At 65.0% G+C, this 22,866-nt stretch carries 22 protein-coding genes and 1 pseudogene; 11 read left to right on the forward strand and 12 right to left on the reverse strand.

Going from position 1 to position 22,866, the window contains the following annotated elements; translation table 11 throughout:
• The first annotated feature begins 349 nt into the window (after positions 1–349).
• The 3 genes from CF161_RS22235 (at position 350) to CF161_RS22245 (ending at position 2,777) form a co-directional block, all read left to right on the forward strand.
• Positions 350–1,003 (forward strand): DNA-3-methyladenine glycosylase, encoded by a 654-nt coding sequence (locus CF161_RS22235; RefSeq protein ID WP_020298864.1) that lies wholly within the window; start codon positions 350–352, stop codon positions 1,001–1,003.
• A gap of 87 nt (positions 1,004–1,090) precedes the next feature.
• Positions 1,091–2,167: a bifunctional DNA-binding transcriptional regulator/O6-methylguanine-DNA methyltransferase Ada gene (gene ada, locus CF161_RS22240; RefSeq protein ID WP_020298865.1), complete on the forward strand. Its 1,077-nt coding sequence runs from the start codon at positions 1,091–1,093 to the stop codon at positions 2,165–2,167.
• 148 nt (positions 2,168–2,315) lie between these two features.
• Positions 2,316–2,777, forward strand: a complete 462-nt coding sequence (locus CF161_RS22245) for a YbaK/EbsC family protein (protein ID WP_020298866.1) — start codon at positions 2,316–2,318, stop codon at positions 2,775–2,777.
• 70 nt (positions 2,778–2,847) lie between these two features.
• On the opposite strand, the gene CF161_RS22250 is transcribed toward CF161_RS22245, so the two are convergent.
• A complete protein-coding gene (locus CF161_RS22250; protein ID WP_020298867.1) occupies positions 2,848–3,726 on the reverse strand; it encodes a LysR family transcriptional regulator in 879 nt (292 codons plus the stop codon).
• Between the two features lie 100 nt (positions 3,727–3,826).
• Here CF161_RS22250 and CF161_RS22255 point away from each other — a divergent pair, with 100 nt between their 5' ends.
• Complete coding sequence (locus tag CF161_RS22255; protein ID WP_020298868.1) at positions 3,827–5,218, forward strand: aldehyde dehydrogenase family protein; 1,392 nt, start codon at positions 3,827–3,829, stop codon at positions 5,216–5,218.
• A gap of 62 nt (positions 5,219–5,280) precedes the next feature.
• Here CF161_RS22255 and CF161_RS22260 read toward each other — a convergent pair whose 3' ends face one another.
• From CF161_RS22260 to CF161_RS22270, 3 genes are read right to left on the reverse strand one after another with little or no spacing between them, the layout of a single operon-like run.
• Positions 5,281–5,766 carry a MaoC family dehydratase gene (locus tag CF161_RS22260; RefSeq protein ID WP_043230119.1) on the reverse strand — a complete coding sequence of 162 codons (486 nt, stop codon included), beginning with the start codon at positions 5,764–5,766 and terminating at the stop codon, positions 5,281–5,283.
• Positions 5,767–5,782: 16 nt separating this feature from the next.
• On the reverse strand, positions 5,783–6,616 hold the full coding sequence (panB, locus tag CF161_RS22265) for a 3-methyl-2-oxobutanoate hydroxymethyltransferase (RefSeq protein WP_043230134.1): 834 nt from the start codon (positions 6,614–6,616) through the stop codon (positions 5,783–5,785).
• Positions 6,617–6,638: 22 nt separating this feature from the next.
• Entirely contained in the window at positions 6,639–7,256 is a 618-nt protein-coding gene (locus CF161_RS22270) for a LysE family translocator (protein ID WP_043230136.1), read from the reverse strand.
• A 184-nt stretch (positions 7,257–7,440) separates the two neighbouring features.
• Between CF161_RS22270 and CF161_RS22275 the strand changes: the two genes are divergently transcribed.
• Complete coding sequence (locus tag CF161_RS22275) at positions 7,441–7,893, forward strand: Lrp/AsnC family transcriptional regulator (protein WP_020298872.1); 453 nt, start codon at positions 7,441–7,443, stop codon at positions 7,891–7,893.
• Between the two features lie 36 nt (positions 7,894–7,929).
• Here the strand turns inward: CF161_RS22275 and CF161_RS22280 are convergent, their stop codons facing one another.
• Positions 7,930–8,478, reverse strand: a complete 549-nt coding sequence (locus CF161_RS22280; protein WP_020298873.1) for a glyoxalase superfamily protein — start codon at positions 8,476–8,478, stop codon at positions 7,930–7,932.
• Positions 8,479–8,749: 271 nt separating this feature from the next.
• Between CF161_RS22280 and CF161_RS22285 the strand changes: the two genes are divergently transcribed.
• The 3 genes from CF161_RS22285 to CF161_RS22295 all read left to right on the forward strand — a co-directional run bounded on the left by CF161_RS22285 (position 8,750) and on the right by CF161_RS22295 (position 12,193).
• Positions 8,750–9,118, forward strand: a complete 369-nt coding sequence (locus tag CF161_RS22285; RefSeq protein ID WP_020298874.1) for a hypothetical protein — start codon at positions 8,750–8,752, stop codon at positions 9,116–9,118.
• A 223-nt stretch (positions 9,119–9,341) separates the two neighbouring features.
• Positions 9,342–9,956: a biliverdin-producing heme oxygenase gene (locus CF161_RS22290; protein WP_043230122.1), complete on the forward strand. Its 615-nt coding sequence runs from the start codon at positions 9,342–9,344 to the stop codon at positions 9,954–9,956.
• Entirely contained in the window at positions 9,953–12,193 is a 2,241-nt protein-coding gene (locus CF161_RS22295; RefSeq protein WP_020298876.1) for an ATP-binding protein, read from the forward strand. Before CF161_RS22290 ends, CF161_RS22295 begins: the two co-directional genes overlap by 4 nt.
• A 65-nt stretch (positions 12,194–12,258) precedes the next feature.
• Here CF161_RS22295 and CF161_RS22300 read toward each other — a convergent pair whose 3' ends face one another.
• The 6 genes and pseudogenes from CF161_RS22300 to CF161_RS22325 all read right to left on the reverse strand — a co-directional run bounded on the left by CF161_RS22300 (position 12,259) and on the right by CF161_RS22325 (position 18,522).
• A complete protein-coding gene (locus tag CF161_RS22300; protein WP_020298877.1) occupies positions 12,259–12,960 on the reverse strand; it encodes a hypothetical protein in 702 nt (233 codons plus the stop codon).
• Between the two features lie 83 nt (positions 12,961–13,043).
• Positions 13,044–13,832, reverse strand: a complete 789-nt coding sequence (locus CF161_RS22305) for a hypothetical protein (protein ID WP_020298878.1) — start codon at positions 13,830–13,832, stop codon at positions 13,044–13,046.
• 85 nt (positions 13,833–13,917) lie between these two features.
• Positions 13,918–14,766: an ureidoglycolate lyase gene (locus tag CF161_RS22310; RefSeq protein ID WP_020298879.1), complete on the reverse strand. Its 849-nt coding sequence runs from the start codon at positions 14,764–14,766 to the stop codon at positions 13,918–13,920.
• Between the two features lie 40 nt (positions 14,767–14,806).
• Positions 14,807–15,547: an SDR family oxidoreductase gene (locus CF161_RS22315; RefSeq protein ID WP_020298880.1), complete on the reverse strand. Its 741-nt coding sequence runs from the start codon at positions 15,545–15,547 to the stop codon at positions 14,807–14,809.
• Positions 15,544–16,926: an MFS transporter gene (locus CF161_RS22320; protein WP_020298881.1), complete on the reverse strand. Its 1,383-nt coding sequence runs from the start codon at positions 16,924–16,926 to the stop codon at positions 15,544–15,546. Before CF161_RS22320 ends, CF161_RS22315 begins: the two co-directional genes overlap by 4 nt.
• 89 nt (positions 16,927–17,015) lie before the next feature.
• Positions 17,016–18,522: pseudogene (locus CF161_RS22325) on the reverse strand (aldehyde dehydrogenase (NADP(+))).
• Between CF161_RS22325 and CF161_RS33480 the strand changes: the two are divergent.
• On the forward strand, positions 18,403–18,675 hold the full coding sequence (locus tag CF161_RS33480) for a hypothetical protein (RefSeq protein WP_020298884.1): 273 nt from the start codon (positions 18,403–18,405) through the stop codon (positions 18,673–18,675). The pseudogene CF161_RS22325 and the gene CF161_RS33480 overlap by 120 nt on opposite strands.
• Positions 18,676–18,713: 38 nt before the next feature.
• On the opposite strand, the gene CF161_RS22330 is transcribed toward CF161_RS33480, so the two are convergent.
• Positions 18,714–19,664 (reverse strand): LysR family transcriptional regulator, encoded by a 951-nt coding sequence (locus CF161_RS22330; RefSeq protein WP_020298885.1) that lies wholly within the window; start codon positions 19,662–19,664, stop codon positions 18,714–18,716.
• A 113-nt stretch (positions 19,665–19,777) separates the two neighbouring features.
• On the opposite strand from CF161_RS22330, the gene CF161_RS22335 reads away from it, so the two are divergent.
• Together CF161_RS22335 and CF161_RS22340 are read left to right on the forward strand one after the other, a co-directional pair.
• Positions 19,778–20,959, forward strand: a complete 1,182-nt coding sequence (locus CF161_RS22335; protein ID WP_020298886.1) for a fumarylacetoacetate hydrolase family protein — start codon at positions 19,778–19,780, stop codon at positions 20,957–20,959.
• 48 nt (positions 20,960–21,007) lie between these two features.
• Positions 21,008–22,792 (forward strand): IlvD/Edd family dehydratase, encoded by a 1,785-nt coding sequence (locus tag CF161_RS22340; RefSeq protein ID WP_020298887.1) that lies wholly within the window; start codon positions 21,008–21,010, stop codon positions 22,790–22,792.
• The last annotated feature ends 74 nt before the right edge of the window (positions 22,793–22,866 follow it).

Consider the following 22,866-nt stretch of genomic DNA (forward strand, 5'->3'; position numbering starts at 1 on the left):
CGTCAAAAGACTCGTTACCAATGCTGAAGGTAAAACGCAGATCGGCTTGGCTTGGCATGCTGTATTCCCGGCAACCTGAGTGCATGCCCTAAAAAATGGGCGTGCCTGGGTGTAGCCGGCAGAAGCCTGCACCTGTTTCATAGCCCGCAGATATCGGAACTTGCTGAAAAGACACATAGAAAAATCGCTTAAACCACGCGATCTAGAGCCTGGCGCCTTTTGTTGAGTCGAACCTCCCCTACGCCACACCTCCGAGTTCAAGCGCAAGACACCGAGTGCAACCCACCCCGGCGTCCCCTACCATGCTCCGGCAAAGAGCCCTTGGACCCACGATTTTTCAGGTATCACCATGCCCACCGCCGATGACCCTTATGCCGACGCCAGCGCATTTCTGGCGGCGCTGGACCCACAGTGGGCCGCCCATATCCAGCGGGTGGGCCGCTGCCTGCATCAACCCAAACCGACCCGCGACCCGTTCCAGGCGCTGGTGCGGGCGATTGCCTATCAGCAATTGCATGCCCGGGCCGGCGACGCGATCCTCGGGCGGCTGCTGGCGCTGTACCCCGGCCAGGCATTCCCCAGCCCGGCACAGATCATCGCCACCGATCCACACACCCTGCGTGGCTGCGGCTTTTCCGCGAGCAAGCTGGCAACTATCCAGGGCCTGGCCGAAGCGGCGCAAAACGGGATGATCCCCAGCTATGAACAGGCGCTGCAAATGACCGATTCGGCCTTGATCGAGCGCCTGGTCACCTTGCGCGGAGTGGGCCAGTGGACCGTGGAGATGTTGTTGATCTACACCCTGGAACGCCTGGATATCCTGCCCGTCGACGATTTCGGCGTGCGTGAGGGCTACCGGCGCCTGCAAGGCCTGGACGCACCGTTGACCCGCAAGCAGATGGCCGATACCGCCCAGGCCTGGAGCCCCTACCGCACCGTGGCAGCCTGGTATTTATGGCGGGTTCCGGCACGCCCGGCCCAGGGCGCGGACACCCCGGACTGACCGACAATTCAAGCGCAAGACTCGGAGTTTTCCGCGCCGGAAATCGGCCTATGCTGCTTGCAACCTGAGCCACCCCAGAGAGCCGATATGAAGCAACCCACCCTGCCCCACAGCCCTGGTGCCGAGTCTGAAGACGACCGGCGCTGGCGGGCGATTGAGGCCCGCGACCCAGGCGCCGACGGGCAGTTTGTCTACGGGGTGAAAACCACCGGGGTCTACTGCCGCCCCAGCAGCTCAGCGCGCCTGCCACGGCGACACAACGTCGAGTTTTTCGATACTGCCGAGCAGGCCGAGGCCGCCGGTTATCGGCCCAGCAGGCGCGCAGCGGCGGATCAGACCAGTACCGCGCAGCAGCATGCCGCCCTGGTGACCCGCGCCTGCCAGCTCATCGAACAGGCCGAGGCCGCGCCCAGCCTGAATGCCCTGGCGCAGCAGCTGGGCATGAGCGCGTATCACTTCCACCGGGTGTTCAAGGCCATCACCGGCTTGACGCCCAAGGCCTACGCCAGCGCGCACCGGGCCAGGAAGATGCGCCAACACTTGACCCGTGGCGGCTCGGTGACCGAGGCGCTGTATGACGCCGGCTTCAACTCCAACAGCCGCTTCTACGAGTCCTCCAACGACGTACTGGGCATGAAGCCTGGCGAGTACCGCGCCGGTGGCGCCAACACCGAGATTCGCTTCGCCGTCGGCCAATGCTCGCTGGGGGCAATCCTGGTGGCGCAAAGCAACCGCGGGGTCTGCGCCATTTTGCTGGGCGATGACCCCCATGCCCTGGTCACGGAACTGCAAGACACCTTTGCCCAGGCGCGCCTGATCGGTGGCGACCGGCAGTTCGAGCAATTGGTGGCCAAGGTCGTGGGTTTTATCGAGGCCCCGGCCCTCGGCCTCGACCTGCCCCTGGACCTGCGCGGCACCGCGTTTCAGCAACGGGTATGGCAGGCCCTGCGCAGCATCCCGCCGGGCAGCACTGCCAGCTATGCCGAGATCGCCGCGCTGATCGGCGCGCCGAAAGCCTTCCGCGCCGTGGCCCAGGCCTGCGGCGCCAACAGCCTGGCGGTGGCCATTCCCTGCCATCGGGTGGTGCGCAGCGATGGCCAACTGTCGGGTTACCGCTGGGGCGTGGAGCGCAAACGCCAGCTGCTGGAGCGTGAGGCGCAGTGAGCCGGCGGGCGCTCCTGGTCCCCGACAAACACTGGCACGATGGCCGCCGCAACCGTTAAGGTGACCGACCTCGATCGCGCCCCGCCCGGGTCGCCCTGCCGCGTTGCCGCCACCCGGAGCGCACTGACAGACTGCTCAAGGAGCCGCCATGAGCCTGGAAACCGTTAAACATTTTCTCGCCGCAAACGCTTCCGACCTCTCGGTCATCGAACTCGAAGAAAGCACCGCCACCGTCGCCCTCGCCGCCAGCGCGCACAATGTCGAACCGGGGCAGATCGCCAAGACCCTGTCGCTGCGGGTCAACGACCAGGTGATCCTGATCGTGACCCGTGGCGACGCGCGCCTGGATAACAAGAAATTCAAGAGCCACTTCGGGGTCAAGGCCAAGATGCTCGACGCCAGCGAAGTGCAGGCCCATACCAGCCACCCGGTGGGTGGCGTCTGCCCGTTCGGCGTGCCGGACAGCGTCGCGGTGTACTGCGATGTCTCGCTCAAGCAATTCGACGAAGTGCTGCCCGCCGGCGGTGCGACCAACGCGGCGGTACGCATCTGCCCGCTGCGCATGGCGCAACTGGTCAGCGCGCAATGGGTCGACGTGGCCCAGGCCTGATTCCCGCCAACGTCAAGGACCGACAACGGCATGGACAACCTTTAGCTCTGCGGGCTGAACACGCCTTCGATCAAGCCTGGGGCTGCACCACCCCGCGTTCCTCCAGCAAGCGCACGAACATGGTCAGGCTCTGCGAGACCGTGCCCCGGCGCCACACCAGCCAGGTGCGCAAGTAGCGAAAGGCTTCCGACAGCGGCCAGATGCTCACGGTGCTGCACCCGGGCATGCTTTCGAGCATGCTGCGCGGCATCAGCGCCAGGCCGGCCCCGGCGCTGACGCAGGCGAGCATGCCGTGGTAGGACTCCATTTCGAAAATCTTCCCCGGCACCGCCGCGTCCTGGGTGAACCAGCGTTCAAAGTGATGGCGATACGAGCAGTTGGCGCGAAAGGCGTAGATGTTTTCGCCGTTCACCTCACTGGCACGCTGGATCGGCCGGTGGTGCAGCGGCGCGATCAGCACCATTTCCTCTTCGAACGCCGGCACGCCTTCCAGGGCCGGGTGCAGCACCGGGCCGTCGACAAAGGCAGCCGCCAGGCGCCCCGCCAGTACGCCGTCGATCATGGTCCCGGAGGGCCCGGTGGACAGGTCCAGTTCGACTTTGGCGTAACGCTGGTTGTAGGCCGCCAGCAACCCGGGGATCCGCACCGCCGCGGTGCTTTCCAGGGAGCCCAGGGAAAACGAGCCCTGGGGCTCTTCGCCGGCCACCGTGGCCCGGGCCTCTTGCACCAGGTCGAGGATGCGCCGGGCATAGTCGAGAAAACTCCAGCCGGCCGGCGACAGGCGCAGGCGGCTTTTCTCGCGGATAAACAGGTCGACCCCCAGGTCCTGCTCCAGTTGCTTGATGCGCGTGGTCAGGTTCGACGGCACCCGGTGGATCTGCGCCGCAGCGGCGCTGATGCTGCCGTGCTCGGCCACGGCCTTGAAGATTTCCAGCTGTACCAGATCCACGGCATTCTCCGATCGTGAACGAAAGACTCAGTATTATTCAGTTTCCAGAAAACAAACGCCACCGTAACCTGCGCCCATCCCCACCCAGCAGGACGGTGCCATGACTCAGGTTTCCAGCGTCACCCACGCCATCTCGATCAACCCCGCCACCGGCGAACAGATCGGCCACTACCCCTTTGAATCGGCCCAGGCCCAGGAAGCGACACTGGCGCGCGCCGCCTCCGGGTTCAGCCTGTGGCGCAACACCCCGGTGGCACAACGGGCCGCCGCGCTGCTGGCCCTGGCCGCTGAACTGCGCAACGACGCGCAACAGATGGCGAGCATGATCACCCGGGAAATGGGCAAGCCGATCACCCAGGCCCGTGGCGAAATTGAAAAATGCGCCCAGCTCTGCGAGTGGTACGCGGCCCAGGGCCCGGGCATGCTCAGCGCCGAACCGACCCTGGTCGAAGGCGGCAAGGCGCGGATCGAATATCGCCCGCTGGGGCCGATCCTGGCGGTGATGCCGTGGAACTTCCCGATCTGGCAAGTGCTGCGTGGCGCGGTGCCGGCCCTGATCGCCGGCAACACTTACGTGCTCAAGCACGCACCGAATGTCATGGGCAGCGCCTATTTGCTGCGCGATGCCTTCCAGCGCGCGGGCTTCGCCGAGGGTGTGTTTGAAGTGCTCAACGTCACCCCGGACGGCGTCTCCAGCGCCATCACCGACCGCCGCATCGCCGCCGTGACCCTGACCGGCAGCGTCCGCGCCGGCATCGCCATCGGCGCCCAGGCAGGTGCCGCGCTGAAAAAATGCGTGCTGGAACTGGGTGGCTCCGATCCGTTTATCGTGCTCAACGACGCCGACCTCGATGCCGCCGTCAAAGCCGCGGTGATCGGCCGCTACCAGAACACCGGGCAAGTCTGCGCTGCGGCCAAGCGGCTGATCATTGAACAAGGGGTGGTCGAGGCATTCACTCGCAAGTTCGTCGACGCCACTCGCCTGCTGACCGTGGGCGATCCCCTGGCGGCCGACACCTACATCGGCCCCATGGCGCGCTTTGACCTGCGTGACGAACTGGACCAGCAAGTGCGCGCCACCCTCGAAGAAGGCGCGACCCTGTTGCTGGGCGGCGCCAAAGCCGAAGGTGCCGGCAACTTCTACCCCGCCACGGTGCTGGCCGATGTCACCGACCAGATGACCTCGTTCAAGCAGGAGCTGTTCGGCCCGGTGGCCTCGATCATCACCGCCCGGGATGCCGAGCACGCCCTGGCTCTGGCCAACGACAGCGAGTTCGGTCTGGCCTCCACCGTCTACACCGCCAACCTGGAGGTGGCCGAGTACTTTGCCCAGCACCTGGAAACTGGCGGCGTGTTTATCAATGGCTACTGCGCCAGCGATCCACGGGTGACCTTTGGCGGGGTGAAAAGAAGCGGTTTCGGTCGCGAACTGTCGCACTTCGGCGTACGCGAATTTTGCAACGCGCAGACGGTGTGGCTGGACCGCAACTAAGCGCAGCACCCCGCCCACGAGCCTTGGCGGGCGGGCGCTGGCGAAGCAATCCCGGCCGGCGCTCAGCCCCAGGCTTGAGCCGCACCGTTGCTGGGGTCGCCCTCGGCCAGCATCTGCTTGAGACGTTCACGCTCCGCAGGTCCCGGCAGTACCCCACGGGTGGTGGCCTCCAGCACGCTCACGCCCTCGGCGTTGACGATCCGCACCTCGGCCCTGGCGTGCCGCCGCGTGTCGATCGCGGAAATCAGCCAGTGGCAGGTCAACTGCTCGCCCGGATACACCGGGCGCTTGAATTCGAAACTCATCGCCGTCGCCAGCCAGCCGATCTGCCCACCGATTTCGGTGAGCAGGCTGGCGGTCAGCAGGCCATGGGCAATCGGCGCCTTGAACCGACGCAGCTCGGCGTAGGCGGCATCGCAATGCACCGGGTTGTAATCCCGGGACAACCTGGCGAACTGCCGGACGTCCTCCTCGGTAAAACATCGAACCACGGTGAATGCCTGGCCAACCTGCAAGCCATCGGCGGCCAACGCTCTTGGGCTCTTCATAACGCCTCCTGTGGGCTCAAAAACCATGCTCGGGACCGGGAAAGGCGCCTGCCTGCACCTCCTCGGCAAACGCCATGGCCGCGCCACGCAACACCGCACGCAGGTCGGCGTATTGCTTGACGAAACGCGGCAACTGCCCGTCGCGCAACCCGGCCATATCCTGCCAGACCAGCACCTGGGCATCGCAGTGCGGCCCCGCGCCAATGCCCACGGTCGGGATCGCGATCGCCTCGGTGATCGCCCGGCCAACCTCGGCTGGGACCATCTCGATCAGGATGGCGAAGGCCCCGGCAGCCTCCAGGGCTTGGGCACTGTCGATCAGGCGTTGCGCGTCCTCGCCCCGGCCCTGGACCCGGTAGCCCCCCAACTGATGCTCCATCTGCGGCGTAAAACCTATATGGGCCATGACCGGTATGCCCGAGGTGGCGAGTTTCTGCACCTGGGGCACCATCTCGATCCCGCCCTCCAGCTTCACCGCGTGGGCCCCGGCCTCTTTCATGAAACGCACGGCGGTGTGCAGGCACTGTTCGGCGGAGGCCTGGTAGGAGCCAAACGGCAAGTCCGCGATCACCAGCGCGCGCCGCGTCGATCGGCTGACCGCGCGCACCAGCGGCAACAACTCGTCCACCGTCACCGCCAGGGTCGAGGTATTGCCAAAGACATTGTTCGAGGCCGAGTCGCCCACCAGCAGCACCGGGATGCCGGCCTCTTCGAAGATCGCTGCGCTGTACATGTCATAGGCGGTGAGCATGGTCCATTTGTGCCCGGCCGCCTTCATCTGTTGCAGGTGGGGAATCCGGACCCGCACGGGCGCCTGGGCGCTGGCATAGGGTGAAGGGTGTTCGCTCATGATCAGGCTCTCGAATAAGGAATCAGCCCAGACACTGCTCAATCAGCAGCACCAGGGCAATGATGATCATCGCCGCTCCGGAGAGTCGACTGACCCGCCGTGCAGCTGCTGGTCGGGCGCCCAGGACCGCCTGCGAGCCGAACCCCACCAACAGGTAGATCACGCCACAACTGAGGGTATGCACCAACCCCAGGGCCAGCATCTGTAACGGCACCGGCCAGGGCGCCGTGGCATCGGTGAACTGCGGCAGCAACGCCAGGAATAACAGGAATACCTTGGGGTTCAGGCCGCTCACACACAGTCCCTTGAGCGCCCAGCGCCTGGGCGAGCCTGGCGCTTCGGACTGATCGGCATGGGGTGTGGCAGGGTCGCGCAACATGCCAATGCCCAGCCACAGCAAGTACCCCGCGCCGGCCACCGTCAACACTGACAAGGCCAGGGGATGGTTGGCCACCAGGGTCCCGACTCCCGCCGCCACAATCAGCGTCGCCAGCACATGGCCCGACAGCAGTCCGGCCACCGCCGGGGGCACCACCCGACCCTTGAGGCCCGCCGAAATCGCATAGGCCCAATCCGCGCCCGGGGTGATCACAAACAAGACCGACACCGCCCAGAACGCCACAAAAACACTCAAGCTCATGGCGCTGCCCACCGCCACTGCCCCATCACCCTTTGCATTGCATTGCCCCGCTATTGAAGGCCGCCCTTGCCTGCTGCATGGCCCAGTACGGCGATTAATGATGCGAGGAAGAATAAGCAAATCTTGCTAGAATTTACTTTCAAAGATGCTCACTAAAACGCCGTATATGGGGAGATTCTTCTACGTGGATAGAATTGACCGGAAGATTCTTTCTGAACTGCAAAAAGACGGGCGGTTGTCGGTCACCGAACTCGCCGAACGGGTGGGGCTGAGCCTTTCCCCGTGCCATCGCCGGGTACGGGCCCTGGAAGAATCGGGGGTCCTGCTGGGTTATCGGGCACAGTTGGACCCCGGCGCCCTGGGCCTGAACTTTTCCGCCATGGTTTTTGCCACCCTGCGCGAGGGCGACAGGCAGGCCGTGGAGGCCTTTGAAAACGCGCTGATCGAAATCCCCCAGGTGGTGGATGCCCAGCGCCTGTTTGGCGAGCCGGACTACCTGCTGCACGTCGTGACCCAGGACTTGCCGGCCTTCCAGCGGCTGTACGACGAAAGCCTGTCGACCCTGCCCAACGTGCAGCGCCTGACCTCGACCCTGGTGATGAAGCGCGTGATCCAGGACCGACCACTGCCGTTGTAGAGAGGCCCGAGCACGATGCTCAGGCCCCAAAACCCATCAGCTTTGGCAGAAGCGGATGCGGTTACCGAACGGGTCGTAGACTTCCAGCACCTGGCCCCAGCCCTGCTGGACAATTTGCGGACGCCCGTAGCCGTAGCGCTTGGCCAGCAGTTCGTCACGCAGCAGCTCGATATTGTGCATCGGCACAAAGACCGTCGAACCCGGGCTGGCATCGCCGTGGTGCTCGGACAGGTGCAGTTGCAGACCGTCGCGGCTCAGCCCCAGGTACAGCGGCAGATCGGCTTCGAAGCGGTGCTCGAACTCGACGCCGAAACCCAGGAAATCAAGGTAGAACTCCCGGGCCTTGGCTTCATCGAACATGCGCAGGATGGGGATGGGTTTGTCGAAGGTTATGGCAGGTGCTGTGGCGGGCTGGGCGTCGGCGGTTTGCTCGGGCAGCAGCGCGGCCGCGGTGTTCCAGTCCTTGTAGCCCAGTTGCTGCGCCACCAGTTCCAGCGCGGCGCAGTGAGACACCGCCTGATCGCGGGTCTGCAGCGAGGCACGCAGCCGCTTGGCCATCTGTTTGGCTTGATCGATCGAAAACATCGTTGCTCCTGTGATCGAGGCATTTCGGTGCTCGCATTGCCAAACCTCGACTCTCAAGAGTGGCGACAGGATTGGGAACGACAACACATGCTTTCACCTTTCCCGGGGACGGGAGCGAGCGGCAGGCAGCAGCGGCCGGCGACGATCATACCCAAGCCTGCACCCAGTGGCGAGGGCGCAGCAGGAGCCCGTCTGGCCCAGGCAGCCACGCAGAACCGAATGCCCGGCCCAGGGTCATAGAACGAGCCCTTTTCCAGACGGACCCTGCCCCGTGCCTATTCGCCTGCCCCTGGTTGTCGCCGCCACCGCTTTGCTCAGCCTGTCCGGCTGCACCGAATACCGCTATGTCCAGCCCGACACCGCCGAAGGTCGGCAATGCGTCGCCAAGCTCGATGCCGATGTCGCCCAGTGCGAGCAGCGCGCCAGCAAGCAGTTGGAGGCCAATACAGGCATCTACGACGCGATGATGGCCAGCTATCAGAGCTGCCTGCACAACAGCTCAAGAGACGCACCCCAAGGCCAAGTGTGCGGCCCCGCCCCGGTCGACCCGCGCACCGAACAGGCACGAAGCTGCCGCCAGGGTTACAAGCTGTCCTTTACCGGCTGCGGCGGGCGTATCGAAGAAGTTCCCCGTGACTGACCCCTGCCTTTGGCGCCACGGGGCACCACGCCATCAATAGCGAATCGCCATTTTTTTGCACGGCGCCCGGAATTTTTTTTTACTCTTGCGACTCAGATTGTCAGGTGGAACACCAACGTATCCACTTGGCAGGACCGTTGTGCGGCTGGCGCTATTGTCCATTCAGCCCGCTTCCACCCCGCCCCATGGCCATGATGAGGCCCGACCGCTAGAGCTGACTTACATGCAATCAAACGTCCGTAGCGTTGATGTTCCGTTGTTGCTGCAAAACCTGCGCTCAGGAACAGCTCCGTTACACATCGCCCTGGAAAAACGCCTGCCGTTTTTCTCCCCCCTGCTGAGCCACTCTCACTATTTACGCCTGATCAAGGCCTACTACGGCTTCTATCAGCCCCTGGAGCAACGCCTGCTGGACAGCAACGCGGTGCCGGCCGACTTCGGCCTGGAGCAGCGCCTCAAGGCCACGACCCTGCGCAGCGACCTGCTGGCCCTGGGCCTGGATGACGCCGCCATCGACGCCCTGCCCCTGTGCTCGTCGCTGCCTGGCACGCCTTCGACCCAGGCCTGCCTGGGGGTGCTCTATGTGCTGGAGGGCGCCACCCTGGGCGGGCAGATCCTGCGGCGCGAGATTGCCGCGCGCTTGCAACTGGACGCCGACAACGGCGCGGCGTTTCTCGACATCTATGGCGCCGCCACCGGCCGCCGCTGGCGCGAATTCACCGACTACCTGGGGGCCTGGCCCCTGGAGGCCGACGCACGGCAAGAGGCGGTGAACGCCGCCCAGGATACGTTTTCCTCTTTTGAACACTGGCTTGACCGCTCGCAGGTGCTGCTATGAACCCATTGGACAAAAAAGCCTTCGAAAAGCTGCTGGCCAACTGTGATGACGAACCCATCCGCACCCCCGGTGCAATTCAGCCCCACGGCGTGCTCTTGACCCTGGCCGAGCCCGAGCTGCGCATTCTGCAGATCAGCGCCAACGTCGAGCGCCTGCTGGGCCGCACACCGGACGAAAGCGTGGGCGCGCCGTTGCAGCATTTGATCGGCGCCGAGTACGCGCAGCAGGTCGAACTGGCCGCGCAGCACGCCAACCCACTGGACGCCCCCGAACTCTACTTTTCACTGAATGGCGGTGTGTTCGAAGGTTTCGTGCACCGGCATCAGGGCGTGCTGGTGCTGGAGCTGGAGGTTCAGGCCGAGCCGGCCCAGGTCGCCGGCCAGGCCACCAACCTGGGGCGGATGCTGCAACGCCTGCAGGCAGCCAAAAGCCTGCAGGCGCTGTATGAAATCAGCGTGCAGGAAATCCAGGCCATCACCGGTTATGACCGGGTGCTGATCTATCGCTTTGAGGAAGAAGGTCACGGCCAGGTCATCGCCGAAGCCTCGTCGCCGTCCATGGAAGTGTTCCAGGGCCTGTTTTTCCCGGCCTCCGACATCCCCGAACAGGCGCGCGAGCTGTACCGCACCAACTGGCTGCGGATCATCCCCGATGCCGACTACCAGCCGGTGCCGCTGGTGCCCAAGCTGCGCCCGGATACCGCACAGCCGCTGGACCTGAGCTTCGCCAACCTGCGCAGCGTGTCGCCGATTCACTGCCAGTACATGAAGAACATGGGGGTGTTGTCCTCCATGAGCATCTCGCTGCTCAAGGGCGACAAACTATGGGGCCTGATCAGCTGCGGCAATCGCCAGCCACTGCATGTGCCCCACGAATTGCGCAGCGCCTGCCAGACCATCGGCCAGGTGCTGTCGTTGCAGATCAGCGCGATGGAAGCGCTGGAAGTCAGCCGCCAGCGTGAGGCCAAGGTCGAAACCCTGGCCCTGCTCAACCAGGCGATGATCGACTCCACGGAAAACGTGTTCGACGGCCTGGCCCAACAACCGGAGCTGCTGCTGGCCCTGGCGGATGCCGGCGGCGTGGCGATCATCGAAGACAAACAGTTGCACCGCTACGGCAACTGCCCCGAGCCCGATGACATCCGCGCCCTGCACAAATGGCTGCAAGCGTCGTCGCAGAAGGTGTTTTCCAGCCACCAGCTGTCGTTGCTGTACCCGCCTGCCGCCGCCTTTACCCAGGTCGCCAGCGGCGTGCTTGCGATGAGCCTGCCCAAGCCGGTGGACAACGGCGTGCTGTGGTTTCGCCCCGAGGTGAAGGAAAACATCAACTGGAGCGGCGACCCGAACAAGCCGCTCAATCTGGAAGACTCCGAATCGGGCCTGCGCTTGCGTCCACGGACCTCGTTCGAGATCTGGAAAGTGGAAATGGCCGGCATCGCCACCAAATGGAGCCATGGCGACCTGTTCGCCGCCAATGACCTGCGGCGCTCGGCGCTGGAAAGCGACCTGGCGCGCCAGGTGCTGCGCGAGCAGCGCGCGGTACAAGCCCGGGACGATCTGGTGGCGGTGGTTTCCCACGACCTGCGCAACCCCATGACCGTGATTTCGATGCTGTGCGGCATGATGCAAAAGGCCTTCAGCTCCGACGGCCCGCACACCTCGCGGCGCATCTCGACGGCCATCGACACCATGCAACAGGCTGCCGGGCGCATGAACACCCTGCTCGAAGACCTGCTCGACACCTCGAAAATCGATGCCGGGCGCTACACCATCAAGCCGCAAGCGCTGGAAGTCGGGGACATCTTCGAAGAAGCCCAGGCCCTGCTCACGCCGTTGGCGCTGGATAAAGACATCGAAATCTCCTTCCAGGCCGAACCGCAGCTGTCGATCCACGCCGACCCGGAGCGGCTGTTCCAGGTGCTGTCGAACCTGGTGGGCAACGCCATCAAGTTCACCCCACGGCGCGGCAAGATCGGCGTGGTGGCGATGTCCTCCGGGGATGACATCGTGTTCAGCGTGCGCGATACCGGTGAAGGCATTCCCCAGGATCAACTGCCCCATGTCTTCGACCGCTACTGGACCATCAAGGACGGCAACCCGACCGGCACCGGGCTGGGGCTGTACATCACCCAGGGCATAGTCGAGGCCCATGGCGGGCGGATCGAGGCCGAAAGTGAAGTCGGGGCCGGGACCGAGTTTCGCTTTACCGTGCCCAGGAGTGCGCTCACCCGCAGCTGATCAACATCGGTCACGGCGTGTGCAGTAGCCCCCGGTATTTGCCGTGACCGACCAGGCGCAACCGCCTATTGAGCAATGGCCATGCGCCGCTTGGCCTTGTAGCAATCGTTGATGTCCAGCGCCTTCTGATAAAACACCTGGCGTTGCGCGCGGTTGCTGTCCCCCAGCAGGCGGTAGATTTCTGCCTGATAGTCGCGGCTGCTGCCCCACTGCATCGCCAGGCCCTGGGGTTGCTCGCGGCGGCATTCGAGCCTGACCACCGGCTGCGGAAAGTACTGCGCGTAACCCGGCATGGCGTCTTCCACGGCATGCAACGCTGCCTGGTACTGCGGGGTGTCGGTGAATGGCAGGCACCAGGATGAAATTTCCAGCGCCGCCGGCGCAAAACCCTGGGTCAGGCTGTGCTCAAACAAGGGGCAGGCTTTGGCCTTCAGCTCCTCGCCTGGATCAAACACCACGTAGATCAGCGCCAGGCGATATTCAGCCACCGGGTGTTGCAGCGCAGCGGCCTGTTCCAGCAGGCCGATGGCCGGCCGCAGCAAGGCGCCGGCCTCGTCGATCAGCAGCATGCCCCGCTGCTTGTCCTCGGCACTCGCGGTGGGCATGTTGACAGGCACCGCTTCCAGCTTGCTGTTGGCCTGTTGCAGATAAGGCACGGCTTGTTGATAGAGGCTTTCTGCCCGGGGATCGATCGATGCCGCGCCGGCCAGGCACACCTGGGGCACGAGGCACGCCAGCAGCACGTAACGGCTGAGAAAAACAGACATGGAGGCTTCCTTGCAGGACGGGGACGAAGGTCGGGCAGGATACAGAGCGCACGCCGTCGCAGCCACTCCAGCCAGCCCCCGGACTAGGGCTGCACCTGCCCCTTGCGCCGCCATAGCCACGCGAACAGCGCATTGAGCGCGGTGCACAGGCCACCCGCCACCAGGCCCAGGGCCAGGAATAGCAACGCCCCCTGGCCAAATCGCGACGGCCAGGGATAGTCGGCATGCACGGAGGCCCGGGCATAGTCGAGAAAATGGGGCAGCGCGGACATCAGCCAGATCAGGCCACTGCTGATGACCCCGCCGACCAGGTACCGCCAGGACGTATTCAGGCGACGTTCCACCAGCCACAGGACCGGCCAGCACACCAGCATGCCGAGCAGCCCGCCAATCAGGAAGAACAGGCAGAAAGCGCCCAGGCTGTGCTCGATGAATACGCTCGCCGCCAGGCCCAGTGTCAGCCCGCCCGACAGCGGCACGGCGATGACTGAAGCGGGGCTGCGCCTGTGCGCCGGGGTGCGGCCGGGCAAGCGTTCGATGCCCAGCAGCACCAGGCTGGACAACAGCCCCAGGGCCAGACCGCCCGCCAGCGTCGACCACAACAACGTAACCAGGGGCAGGCCCAGCAGCAGGTTGGCCGCCAGGCTCTGGAGCAGCGCGCTGAGCAGGTGCTGCAGCCTGGACCCAGGGCAGCGCCGATCCCCCCACAGCAGCAAGGGGATCCCCAGGACAATGGCAATCACGCTGCCAAACAAAAAACCCGAGAACAGTGCCGCAGCGCTCGGCCCCAGGACCAACGCCTTGGCGCCGGCATACACCAGCCCGCCGCACATCGGCACGGCAAACAGCCGCAATTCGCCGTCAGGCGCCATAGCCTCTCCCCCCGGTTCGACAATTGGGCGCCAATGTACCGGGGCCGTGAGGCCGGAGCCAGGCCTATTGAAACAGGCTGTGCAATCAGTCCGCCTGCACCGTGAGCTGGCGCTGCTCGCCCAGGCCGCTGATGCCCAGGCGCATGATCTGGCCCGGGCGCAGGTACACCGGTTGCGGCTTGATGCCCAGGCCGACCCCGGGCGGGGTGCCGGTGGAAATCACATCCCCGGGTTGCAGGCTCATGCAGCGGCTGAGGTAGGCGATCAGCTGCGGCACGCTGAAGATCAGGGTCCGGGTATTGCCGGTCTGGTAGCGCTGGCCATCGACCTCCAACCACAGGTCCAGGACGTGCGGGTCGGGGATTTCATCGCGGGTCACCAGCCACGGGCCGAGGGGGCCGAAGGTGTCGAAGCCCTTGCCCTTGTCCCAGGTGCCGCCGCGCTCGAGCTGCCATTCGCGCTCGGACACATCGTTGATCACGCAGTAGCCGGCCACGTGCTGCATGGCGTTGGCTTCGTCGATGTTGCGCCCACCGGTGCCGATGATCACGCCCATTTCCACTTCCCAGTCGGTCTTGCGCGAGCCCCGGGGGATCTGCACATCGTCGTTGGGGCCGCAGATGGCGCTGGTCCACTTGTTGAAGATCACCGGCTCCTTGGGCACCTCCATGTTCGACTCGGCAGCATGGTCGGCGTAGTTCAGGCCGATGCAGACAAACTTGCCGACCTGGCCGACGCATGCGCCGATCCGTGGCTGCCCGGTCACCAGCGGCAGGCTGTTGGGGTCAAGCGCGGCCAGGGCTGCCAGGCGCTGCGGGCTCAGGGCCTCGCCTGCGATATCGGGAACATGGGCCGAGAGGTCGCGGATCTGGTGGTTGGCATCCAGCAGGCCCGGTTTCTCCGAGCCCTTTTCGCCATAACGCAATAATTTCATGTGCTGCTCCTGCTTTTTTCTAAAAGGGCTAAGCCCAGGCTCAGATGCTCATGCCGCCATCGATCACGTGCACGCCACCGGTGGTGTAGGCCGATGCGTCGCTGCCCAGGTACAGCGCCAACTGGGCGATTTCGCCGGCAGAGCCGATCCGGCCCATGGGCTGGCGATCCAGAAACTGCTGGTACACCTGGGCCTCGCTGACGCCCTGCTGCGCGGCCTGTTCGGCAATCCGCTGGCGCAGCGATGGCGACTCCACGGTGCCCGGGCAGATGGCGTTGCAGCGGATACCCTGGCCGATAAAATCGGCGGCCACGGCCTTGGTCAGGCCGATCACCGCGGCCTTGCTCGCGGTGTAGGCAAAGCGGTTGGGCACGCCTTTGACGCTGGACACCACCGACGCCATGTTGATGATCGAGCCGCCGCCGCGTTGCAGCATGCCCGGCAAGAAGGCGCGGATCACCCGGTACATGGCGCTGGCATTGATCTCCATCGAGCGCGCCCAGGCCGCTTCGTCGCATTCAAGGATGCTGCCGCTGTGCACATAACCTGCGCAATTGAACAGCACGTCCAGGCCACCGATACGCTGGCAGGCGTCGGCGATGGCGCTGCCTGAGGTCACATCCAGCAGCAGCGGGGTCACACCGTCGATGCCCTGCAGGTTGCCGATATCAATGTCGCTGGCAAACACCTCGGCGCCGGCCTCGGCAAAGGCCAGGGCACTGGCCCGGCCTATGCCCTGCCCGGCCGCCGTGACCAGGACCCGTTTGTCACGCATGTTCATCGGCTTTCCACCTGCGCAGTGGCATCAACAGCCTTGGCCTTGCGCCCCAGCATCGCCGCGGGGATCGCCAGGATCAGCCCGCCGCTGACAAACAGGCACAGGGCCAGGACGTAGGTGCCGTTGTTGATATTGCCGGTGAGGTTTTCCGCCACGGCCGTGATCATCGAGCCGGTAAACCCCGAGAGGTTGCCGATGGCGTTGATCATGCCGATCCCGGCAGCCGCCGCGACCCCGGACAACACAGTGCCCGGCAGGGTCCAGAAAATCGGCATCAGGCTCAGGATCCCGGAGGCGGCGACACTCAGGAACAGCACCGAGAGCAGCAGGTTGTCGGCAAAAAACGCACTGAGGATCAGCCCCACACCGCCGATAAAGGCCGGGATCGCCGCATGCAGCCTGCGCTCGCCGGTACGGTTGGAGTGCCGGGCATTGAGCAGCATCGCCACCGTGGCCACCGCATAGGGAATCGCCGTGAGCAAGCCGATGTGCAGGCTGTTGGTGATGCCGGTGCTTTTGATGATCGACGGCATCCAGAACGCCAGGCCGTAGAAGCCGGTGTTGAAGGTCAACAGGATCAGCACCAGCAACCACACCCGCGGGTTGAAAAACACCTCGCTCAAGCGCGTGGCCTTGCCCTGGTTGTCGCTTTGCAGATTGGCCTTGAGCAAGGCTTTCTCGGCTGCCGACAGCCACTTGGCCTTATCGATGTTATCGGCCAGGCAAACGATGACCACGAACGCCATGATGATCGACGGAATGCCCTCGATGATCAGCATCCACTGCCAGCCGGACAGGCCCTGCACCCCTTGCATGCTGTTCATCAGCCAGCCGGAAAGAATCCCGCCCAGGGTCAGGCTGATGGGCATCGCCATCAGGAACCCGGACATCACCCGGCTTTGGCGATGGGTCGGAAACCAGTAGTTGAGGTACAGGATCACCCCGGGAAAGAAGCCGGCTTCGCAGATCCCCAGCAAAAAGCGCAGCACGTAGAACATGGTGTGGGATTCGATGCCGAACAGCCCCGCCAGCGGCACGGTGTAGGCCACCGCCATGGAGATCACCGCCCAGCTGAGCATGATCCGGGCGATCCAGAAGCGCGCGCCGAAGCGATGCAGCAACAGGTTGCTCGGCACCTCGAACAGGAAGTAGCCCCAGAAGAACATGCTCGCGCCCAGGGCGTAGATGGTGTTGCTGAACTGCAGCTCGTTGAGCATGTCGAGCTTGGCAAAGCCGATATTGACCCGGTCCAGGTAGGCGGCCATGTAGCACAACAACAGCACCGGCAGGATGCGCCAGATGACTTTGCGGTAGGTGCGGTCTTCAAAATCCAGTTCGCGGGCTTGCGCCTGCGCCGGCAGGTGCTCGGAGATGGTTTGCATGGAGATAACCCCTGGGCATGTGGACATGCCTGATTGTTTTTATCGAATGGGTCGCGCCGGCTGAGTCGTTCAGCCGGCGGTGCAGCGGATTACACGGCCTGGGTGGTGTTTTCCCCATTGACCAGGCGCGTCAGGTGCAGCGGGTTGCTGTTCTGCAAGGCTTGGGGGAGCAAGGCGTCCGGGAAGTTCTGGTAGCACACCGGGCGCAGGAAACGCTCGATGGCCAGGGTCCCGACCGAGGTGCCCCGGGCATCGGAGGTGGCCGGCCAGGGACCGCCGTGGACCATGGCGTCACACACTTCGACCCCGGTCGGGTAGCCGTTGACCAGCACCCGGCCGACCTTTCTTTCCAGCAACGTGACCAGTTCGCCCGCTTGCGCAAGCTCGGCCGGCGCGCCGATCAGGGTCGCGGTCAGTTGCCCGTGCAGGCCGTGCAAGGCCGCCAGCAATTCGCCGCGGTCGGCCACTTCCACCAGCACCGTGGCCGGGCCGAAGACTTCTTCCTGCAGCAGTTCGGCGCCGCTCCAGCAGCAGGCTGACATCGGCCTGGAACAACTGCGCCCGGGCGTGCTGGCCCCTGTTGCGCCGCGCCTGCCAGATGGCGGATCTGCGGGTGCGCGCGCAAGGCGTCGCAGCCCTGCACGTAGCTGCGCAGGCCCCCGGCATTGAGCATGGTTTGCCCGGGCTGCTCGCCAATCAGCGTACTCAGGCGCTGGATAAAGGCGCTGAACTGCGGCGAACGGATACCGATCACCAACCCCGGGTTGGTGCAGAACTGCCCGGCCCCCATCACCACCGAAGCGGCGAGTTCGGCGGCGATCTGCTCGCCCCGGGCCGCCAGTGCCTCGGGTAGCAGCAGCACCGGGTTGATGCTGCTCATCTCGGCAAACACCGGGATCGGCTGCGGCCGGGCGGCGGCCATGTCGCACAGCGCGCGGCCGCCCTTGAGTGAACCGGTAAAACCCACGGCCTGGATCAGCGGGTGCTTGACCAGCGCTTCGCCGACCCCGGAACCGAAAATCATATTGAACACCCCGGCCGGCATGCCGGTTTTCTCGGCGGCGCGCACGATCGCTGCAGCCACCCGCTCGGCGGTCGCCATGTGCCCGCTGTGGGCCTTGAACACCACCGGGCAGCCGGCGGCCAGGGCAGCAGCGGTGTCGCCGCCAGCAGTGGAGAACGCCAGGGGAAAGTTGCTGGCGCCGAACACCGCCACCGGGCCCACACCCAGGCGGCATTGCCGCAGGTCGACCCGGGGCAGCGGCTGGCGAGGTCGATGCGCGCGGCGTAAAAGTCACCCCGGCGCAGGGCCTGGGCAAACAGGCGCATCTGGCCGCTGGTGCGTGCCCTTTCGCCCTGGATACGGCCTGCCGGCAGCGCGGTTTCACGGTTCACCAGGGCCACGAAGTCGTCCCCCAGGGCCTCCAGCTCGACGGCGATCGCCTCAAGAAATTCAGCACGGCGCGCGGCCGGCAAGTGGCGGTAGAGCTGATCGGCCTGGGCAGCGGCATTCGCTGCGGCGCCAACTTCGGCCAGGGTGGCCTGGACGAAAGCACCCGGCAGCGCTTCGCCGGTGCTGGCGTCGACGCTGTGCAGCAGCACCGAGCCGGCGGCGCTGCGGCCACCAGCGATAAAGTTGTGACCGGACAATTGGGGCATGACAGTCTCCTGACCCGGATTGAAATCTGGTCCGTACTCTACTGCCCGGTCGCGATTCTTTCCCAATGGCATTTTTGGATTAACCGATAACGATCCGTTATCGGAAGTGCCGGTTTATCGCGGCCATTTCAACCGCCCTGTTCCCGGGTCAGCCGGGCGTTTTCCAGGAGTATTTCGGCAAACTCCAGGGCCGCGCCCACCAGCGGCTCGCCCTTGCGCGTCAGGATCCCGTAGTCCTGGGGCACCAGGTGCAGCGGCGTGTCCAGGGTTCTGAGCTGGCCGCTGTCGAGCAGCGGCTTGACCATGGCATCGGGCAGCATGCCGATCATCGGCCCCCGTTGCAGGACCTGAAGAAAGGTCTGCATGGAAATGGTGTCCACGGTATTGCGCGGCATCTCCACCCCGGCGTCGGCGAACGCCAGCTCCATGCGCCCGCGAATCGGGGTGCCGACCGGGTACAGGATCCACGGCAGGTTCACCAGTTGCTGCAGCGAGATCGGCCCGGCCTCGGCCAGCGGATGACGGCTGTTGACCACGATGCAGAACGGCTCCGGGGCCAGGGGCTGGAAGTCATAGCGCCGACGCTGGCTTTGTTCGGTGAAGCGCGCCACCGCCAGGTCGAGCCTTTTCTCTTCGAGCATCTCCATCAAGTGGTTGCTGGTCTGCTCCACCACTTCGATCGACAGCAACGGCCAGCGCTGCTTGATCTGCAAAATGGCCTCGGGCAGCGCAATTGCGGTCGCGGCAAAAATCCCGCCGACCTTGAGATGGCCGTGGCCGCCTTCGCGCAGGCTGCTGATCTGCCCGACAAAGGCCCGAGCATCATTGAGGGCAATCTGCGCGTACCGCACCACATGCTCGCCCAGGGCGGTGGGTGGCATGCTGCGCGACTGGCGTTCGAACAGGGCGAAGCCCAGCAGGCTCTCGATTTCCTTGAGCATCTTGCTGATGGCCGGCTGGCTGAGGTTCATCTGCTGCGCCGCGAGGTGCATGTTGCGCGTGCGGCCCAGGGTGTCGATCAGCAGCAGATGCCTGAATTTGAGCCAACCGCAGAAGCTTGAAAATGACAGGTCCGACATGACACTCCCCCGCAAAACAATAACCGTACGTTATCGATAATTGAAAATATGTCATTGGAGTTTATCGACCCCCAGCCCTAGCGTGAAGGCTTTACGGACCTGGAATAGTCGTCATGTCGATATCGCTTACCCCACACAACACCCTGCCCGCCGATGGCGTGAGCGGCACCCTGATCGGCCGCGCCTGGGTTCCGGGGGCCATCGCCGGCCCATCGGCCATTGCCCTGCGGGCCGACGGCGTGTTCGATCTGTCGGCACGCTTTGCCACCTTGAGCGAGCTGCTGGAGTCGGACTCGCCGCTGGAGGCGCTGCGCCAGACCCCGGGCAGGTTTATCTGCAGCCTCGACGAACTGCTGGCCAACAGCGGTGCCGGCAGCGACCCGGGCAAGCCGTACCTGTTGCCGCCCCTGGACCTGCAAGTGATCAAGGCCGCCGGCGTGACCTTCGCCGCCAGCATGATCGAGCGCGTCATCGAGGAGCAGGCTGGCGGCGATGCGGCCAAAGCTGAAGCGGTGCGGGCCATCGTCCACGGGGTCATCGGCGACAACCTGCGCTCGATCGTCCCTGGCTCCGAGCAGGCTCAGCGCCTCAAGGCGCTGCTGATCGAGCAAGGCATGTGGTCGCAATACCTGGAAGTCGGGATCGGCCCCGATGCGGAAATTTTCACCAAGGCCCCGGTGCTCGCCGCGGTCGGCAGCGGCAGCCAGATTGGCATCCACCCCGGCTCGCAATGGAACAACCCCGAGCCGGAGGTGGTGCTGGCGGTCAACAGCCGCGGGCAGATCCACGGCGCGACCCTGGGCAACGACGTCAACCTGCGGGACTTCGAAGGGCGCAGTGCGCTGCTGTTGAGCAAGGCCAAGGACAACAACGCGTCCTGCGCGATCGGGCCGTTCATTCGCCTGTTCGATGAAGGCTTCAGCCTGGATGACGTGCGCCGCTGCGTGGTCGACCTTGAGGTGCGGGGCGCAGATGGCTACCGGATCCAGGGTTCCAGCTCCATGGACCAGATCAGCCGCGATCCCCAGGACCTGGTGCAGCAGACCCTGAACGCCAATCACCAATACCCCGACGGTTTCCTGCTGTTTCTCGGTACCCTGTTCGCCCCGACCGAGGACCGTGATCACGTCGGAGGCGGTTTCACCCACAAGCTGGGAGACCAGGTCAGCATCAGCAGCCCGCTGCTGGGCAGCCTGCACAATCAGGTGACCCACAGCAGCGAGGCCGCGCCCTGGACCTTTGGCCTGAGCGCGCTGCTGCGCAACCTGGCCGCGCGTGGCCTGCTGGCCCGCTGAGGCCGCCGCCGGTATCGATTCATCCCAATTACAAGAGAGAACCGCACCATGAGCGACACCCCGAGACGCCCCCTGCGCAGCGAACAATGGTTCAACGACCCTGCCCACGCCGATATGACCGCGCTCTACGTCGAGCGCTACATGAACTACGGCATGACCCGCGAAGAGCTGCAATCGGGGCGGCCGATCATCGGCATCGCCCAGACCGGCAGCGACCTCACCCCGTGCAACCGCCACCACCTGGAGCTGGCCCAGCGGGTCAAGGCCGGGATTCGCGATGCCGGCGGCATCCCCATGGAGTTTCCGGTGCACCCCATCGCCGAGCAGACTCGCCGGCCCACTGCCTCGCTGGACCGCAACCTGGCCTATCTGGGGCTGGTGGAGATCCTCCACGGCTACCCGCTGGACGGCGTGGTGCTGACCACCGGCTGCGACAAGACCACCCCCGCCTGCCTGATGGCGGCGGCCACCACCGACCTGCCGGCCATCGTGCTGTCGGGCGGGCCGATGCTCGACGGCCATCACAAAGGCGAACTGATCGGCTCCGGCACCGTGCTGTGGCATGCACGCAACCTGCTGGCCGCCGGCGACATCGATTACGAAGGTTTTATGGAGATGACCACCGCGGCCTCGCCCTCGGTCGGTCACTGCAACACCATGGGCACCGCCCTGTCGATGAACGCCCTGGCCGAAGCCCTGGGCATGTCGCTGCCAGGCTGCGCGAGCATCCCGGCGCCCTACCGCGAGCGCGGGCAGATGGCCTATGCCACCGGCAAGCGTATCTGCGAGCTGGTGCGCCAGGATGTACGCCCGTCACAGATCATGACCCGCGAGGCCTTCGAAAATGCGATTGCCGTGGCCTCGGCCCTGGGCGCTTCGAGCAACTGCCCGCCGCACCTGATCGCCATCGCCCGGCATATGGGGGTCGAACTGAGCCTGGATGACTGGCAACGCATCGGCGAAGACGTGCCGCTGCTGGTGAACTGCATGCCGGCCGGCAAGTACCTGGGCGAAGGTTTCCACCGCGCCGGCGGCGTACCGGCGGTGATGCACGAGTTGCAAAAGGCCGGGCGCCTGCACGAAGACTGTGCCTCGGTCAGCGGCTTGAGCATCGGCGAGATCGTGCGCAACAGCCTGACCAGCAATGCCGATGTGATTCACGCCTTTGACGCGCCCCTCAAACACCGTGCGGGTTTTATCGTGCTCAGCGGCAATTTCTTCGACAGCGCGATCATGAAAATGTCGGTGGTGGGCGAGGCGTTTCGCAAGACCTACCTCTCCGAGCCCGGCGCGGAAAACAGCTTCGAGGCACGGGCCATCGTGTTTGAAGGCCCGGAGGACTACCACGCGCGGATCAACGACCCGGCGCTGGATATCGACGAACGCTGCATCCTGGTGATCCGTGGCGTGGGCAACGTCGGCTACCCGGGCAGCGCCGAAGTGGTGAACATGGCCCCGCCCGCGGCGCTGATCAAGCGTGGCATCGACTCCCTGCCCTGCCTGGGTGACGGCCGCCAGAGCGGCACCTCGGCCAGCCCGTCGATTCTCAATATGTCGCCGGAAGCGGCCGTGGGCGGTGGTCTGGCGCTGCTGCAAACCAACGACCGGTTGAGCGTCGACCTCAACGCGCGCAAGGTCAATCTGCTGGTGGATGAGGCCGAACTGGAGCGGCGCCGAGCGCTGTGGAAACCCAGCATCCCCGCCTCGCAAACCCCGTGGCAGGAACTCTACCGACAGCTGGTAGGCCAACTCTCCACCGGCGGCTGCCTGGAACCGGCCACCCTGCACCTGCGCATCATCGCCCGCAGCGGCGAACCCCGGCACTCCCACTAACCGTAGCCGCTGCCGAGGCACGCGGCTGCGCTGGCCGGCATGGACGCCGGAGCTACACCAGAAAGAAACGCGGC

Source organism: Pseudomonas sp. CF161 (genome assembly GCF_000416215.1).
Lineage (GTDB): Bacteria > Pseudomonadota > Gammaproteobacteria > Pseudomonadales > Pseudomonadaceae > Aquipseudomonas.

Coding starts and splice junctions, on each gene's coding strand:
- CF161_RS22245 (WP_020298866.1), top strand. CDS start 2,316: ATGAGCCTGGAAACCGTTAAACATTTTCTCGCCGCAAACGCTTCCGAC.
- CF161_RS22255 (WP_020298868.1), top strand. CDS start 3,827: ATGACTCAGGTTTCCAGCGTCACCCACGCCATCTCGATCAACCCCGCC.
- CF161_RS22290 (WP_043230122.1), top strand. CDS start 9,342: ATGCAATCAAACGTCCGTAGCGTTGATGTTCCGTTGTTGCTGCAAAAC.
- CF161_RS22235 (WP_020298864.1), top strand. CDS start 350: ATGCCCACCGCCGATGACCCTTATGCCGACGCCAGCGCATTTCTGGCG.
- CF161_RS22280 (WP_020298873.1), bottom strand. CDS start 8,478: ATGTTTTCGATCGATCAAGCCAAACAGATGGCCAAGCGGCTGCGTGCC.
- CF161_RS22295 (WP_020298876.1), top strand. CDS start 9,953: ATGAACCCATTGGACAAAAAAGCCTTCGAAAAGCTGCTGGCCAACTGT.
- CF161_RS22335 (WP_020298886.1), top strand. CDS start 19,778: ATGTCGATATCGCTTACCCCACACAACACCCTGCCCGCCGATGGCGTG.
- CF161_RS22260 (WP_043230119.1), bottom strand. CDS start 5,766: ATGAAGAGCCCAAGAGCGTTGGCCGCCGATGGCTTGCAGGTTGGCCAG.
- CF161_RS22300 (WP_020298877.1), bottom strand. CDS start 12,960: ATGTCTGTTTTTCTCAGCCGTTACGTGCTGCTGGCGTGCCTCGTGCCC.
- CF161_RS22270 (WP_043230136.1), bottom strand. CDS start 7,256: ATGAGCTTGAGTGTTTTTGTGGCGTTCTGGGCGGTGTCGGTCTTGTTT.
- CF161_RS22305 (WP_020298878.1), bottom strand. CDS start 13,832: ATGGCGCCTGACGGCGAATTGCGGCTGTTTGCCGTGCCGATGTGCGGC.
- CF161_RS22340 (WP_020298887.1), top strand. CDS start 21,008: ATGAGCGACACCCCGAGACGCCCCCTGCGCAGCGAACAATGGTTCAAC.
- CF161_RS22330 (WP_020298885.1), bottom strand. CDS start 19,664: ATGTCGGACCTGTCATTTTCAAGCTTCTGCGGTTGGCTCAAATTCAGG.
- CF161_RS22310 (WP_020298879.1), bottom strand. CDS start 14,766: ATGAAATTATTGCGTTATGGCGAAAAGGGCTCGGAGAAACCGGGCCTG.
- ada (WP_020298865.1), top strand. CDS start 1,091: ATGAAGCAACCCACCCTGCCCCACAGCCCTGGTGCCGAGTCTGAAGAC.
- CF161_RS22315 (WP_020298880.1), bottom strand. CDS start 15,547: ATGAACATGCGTGACAAACGGGTCCTGGTCACGGCGGCCGGGCAGGGC.
- panB (WP_043230134.1), bottom strand. CDS start 6,616: ATGAGCGAACACCCTTCACCCTATGCCAGCGCCCAGGCGCCCGTGCGG.
- CF161_RS22320 (WP_020298881.1), bottom strand. CDS start 16,926: ATGCAAACCATCTCCGAGCACCTGCCGGCGCAGGCGCAAGCCCGCGAA.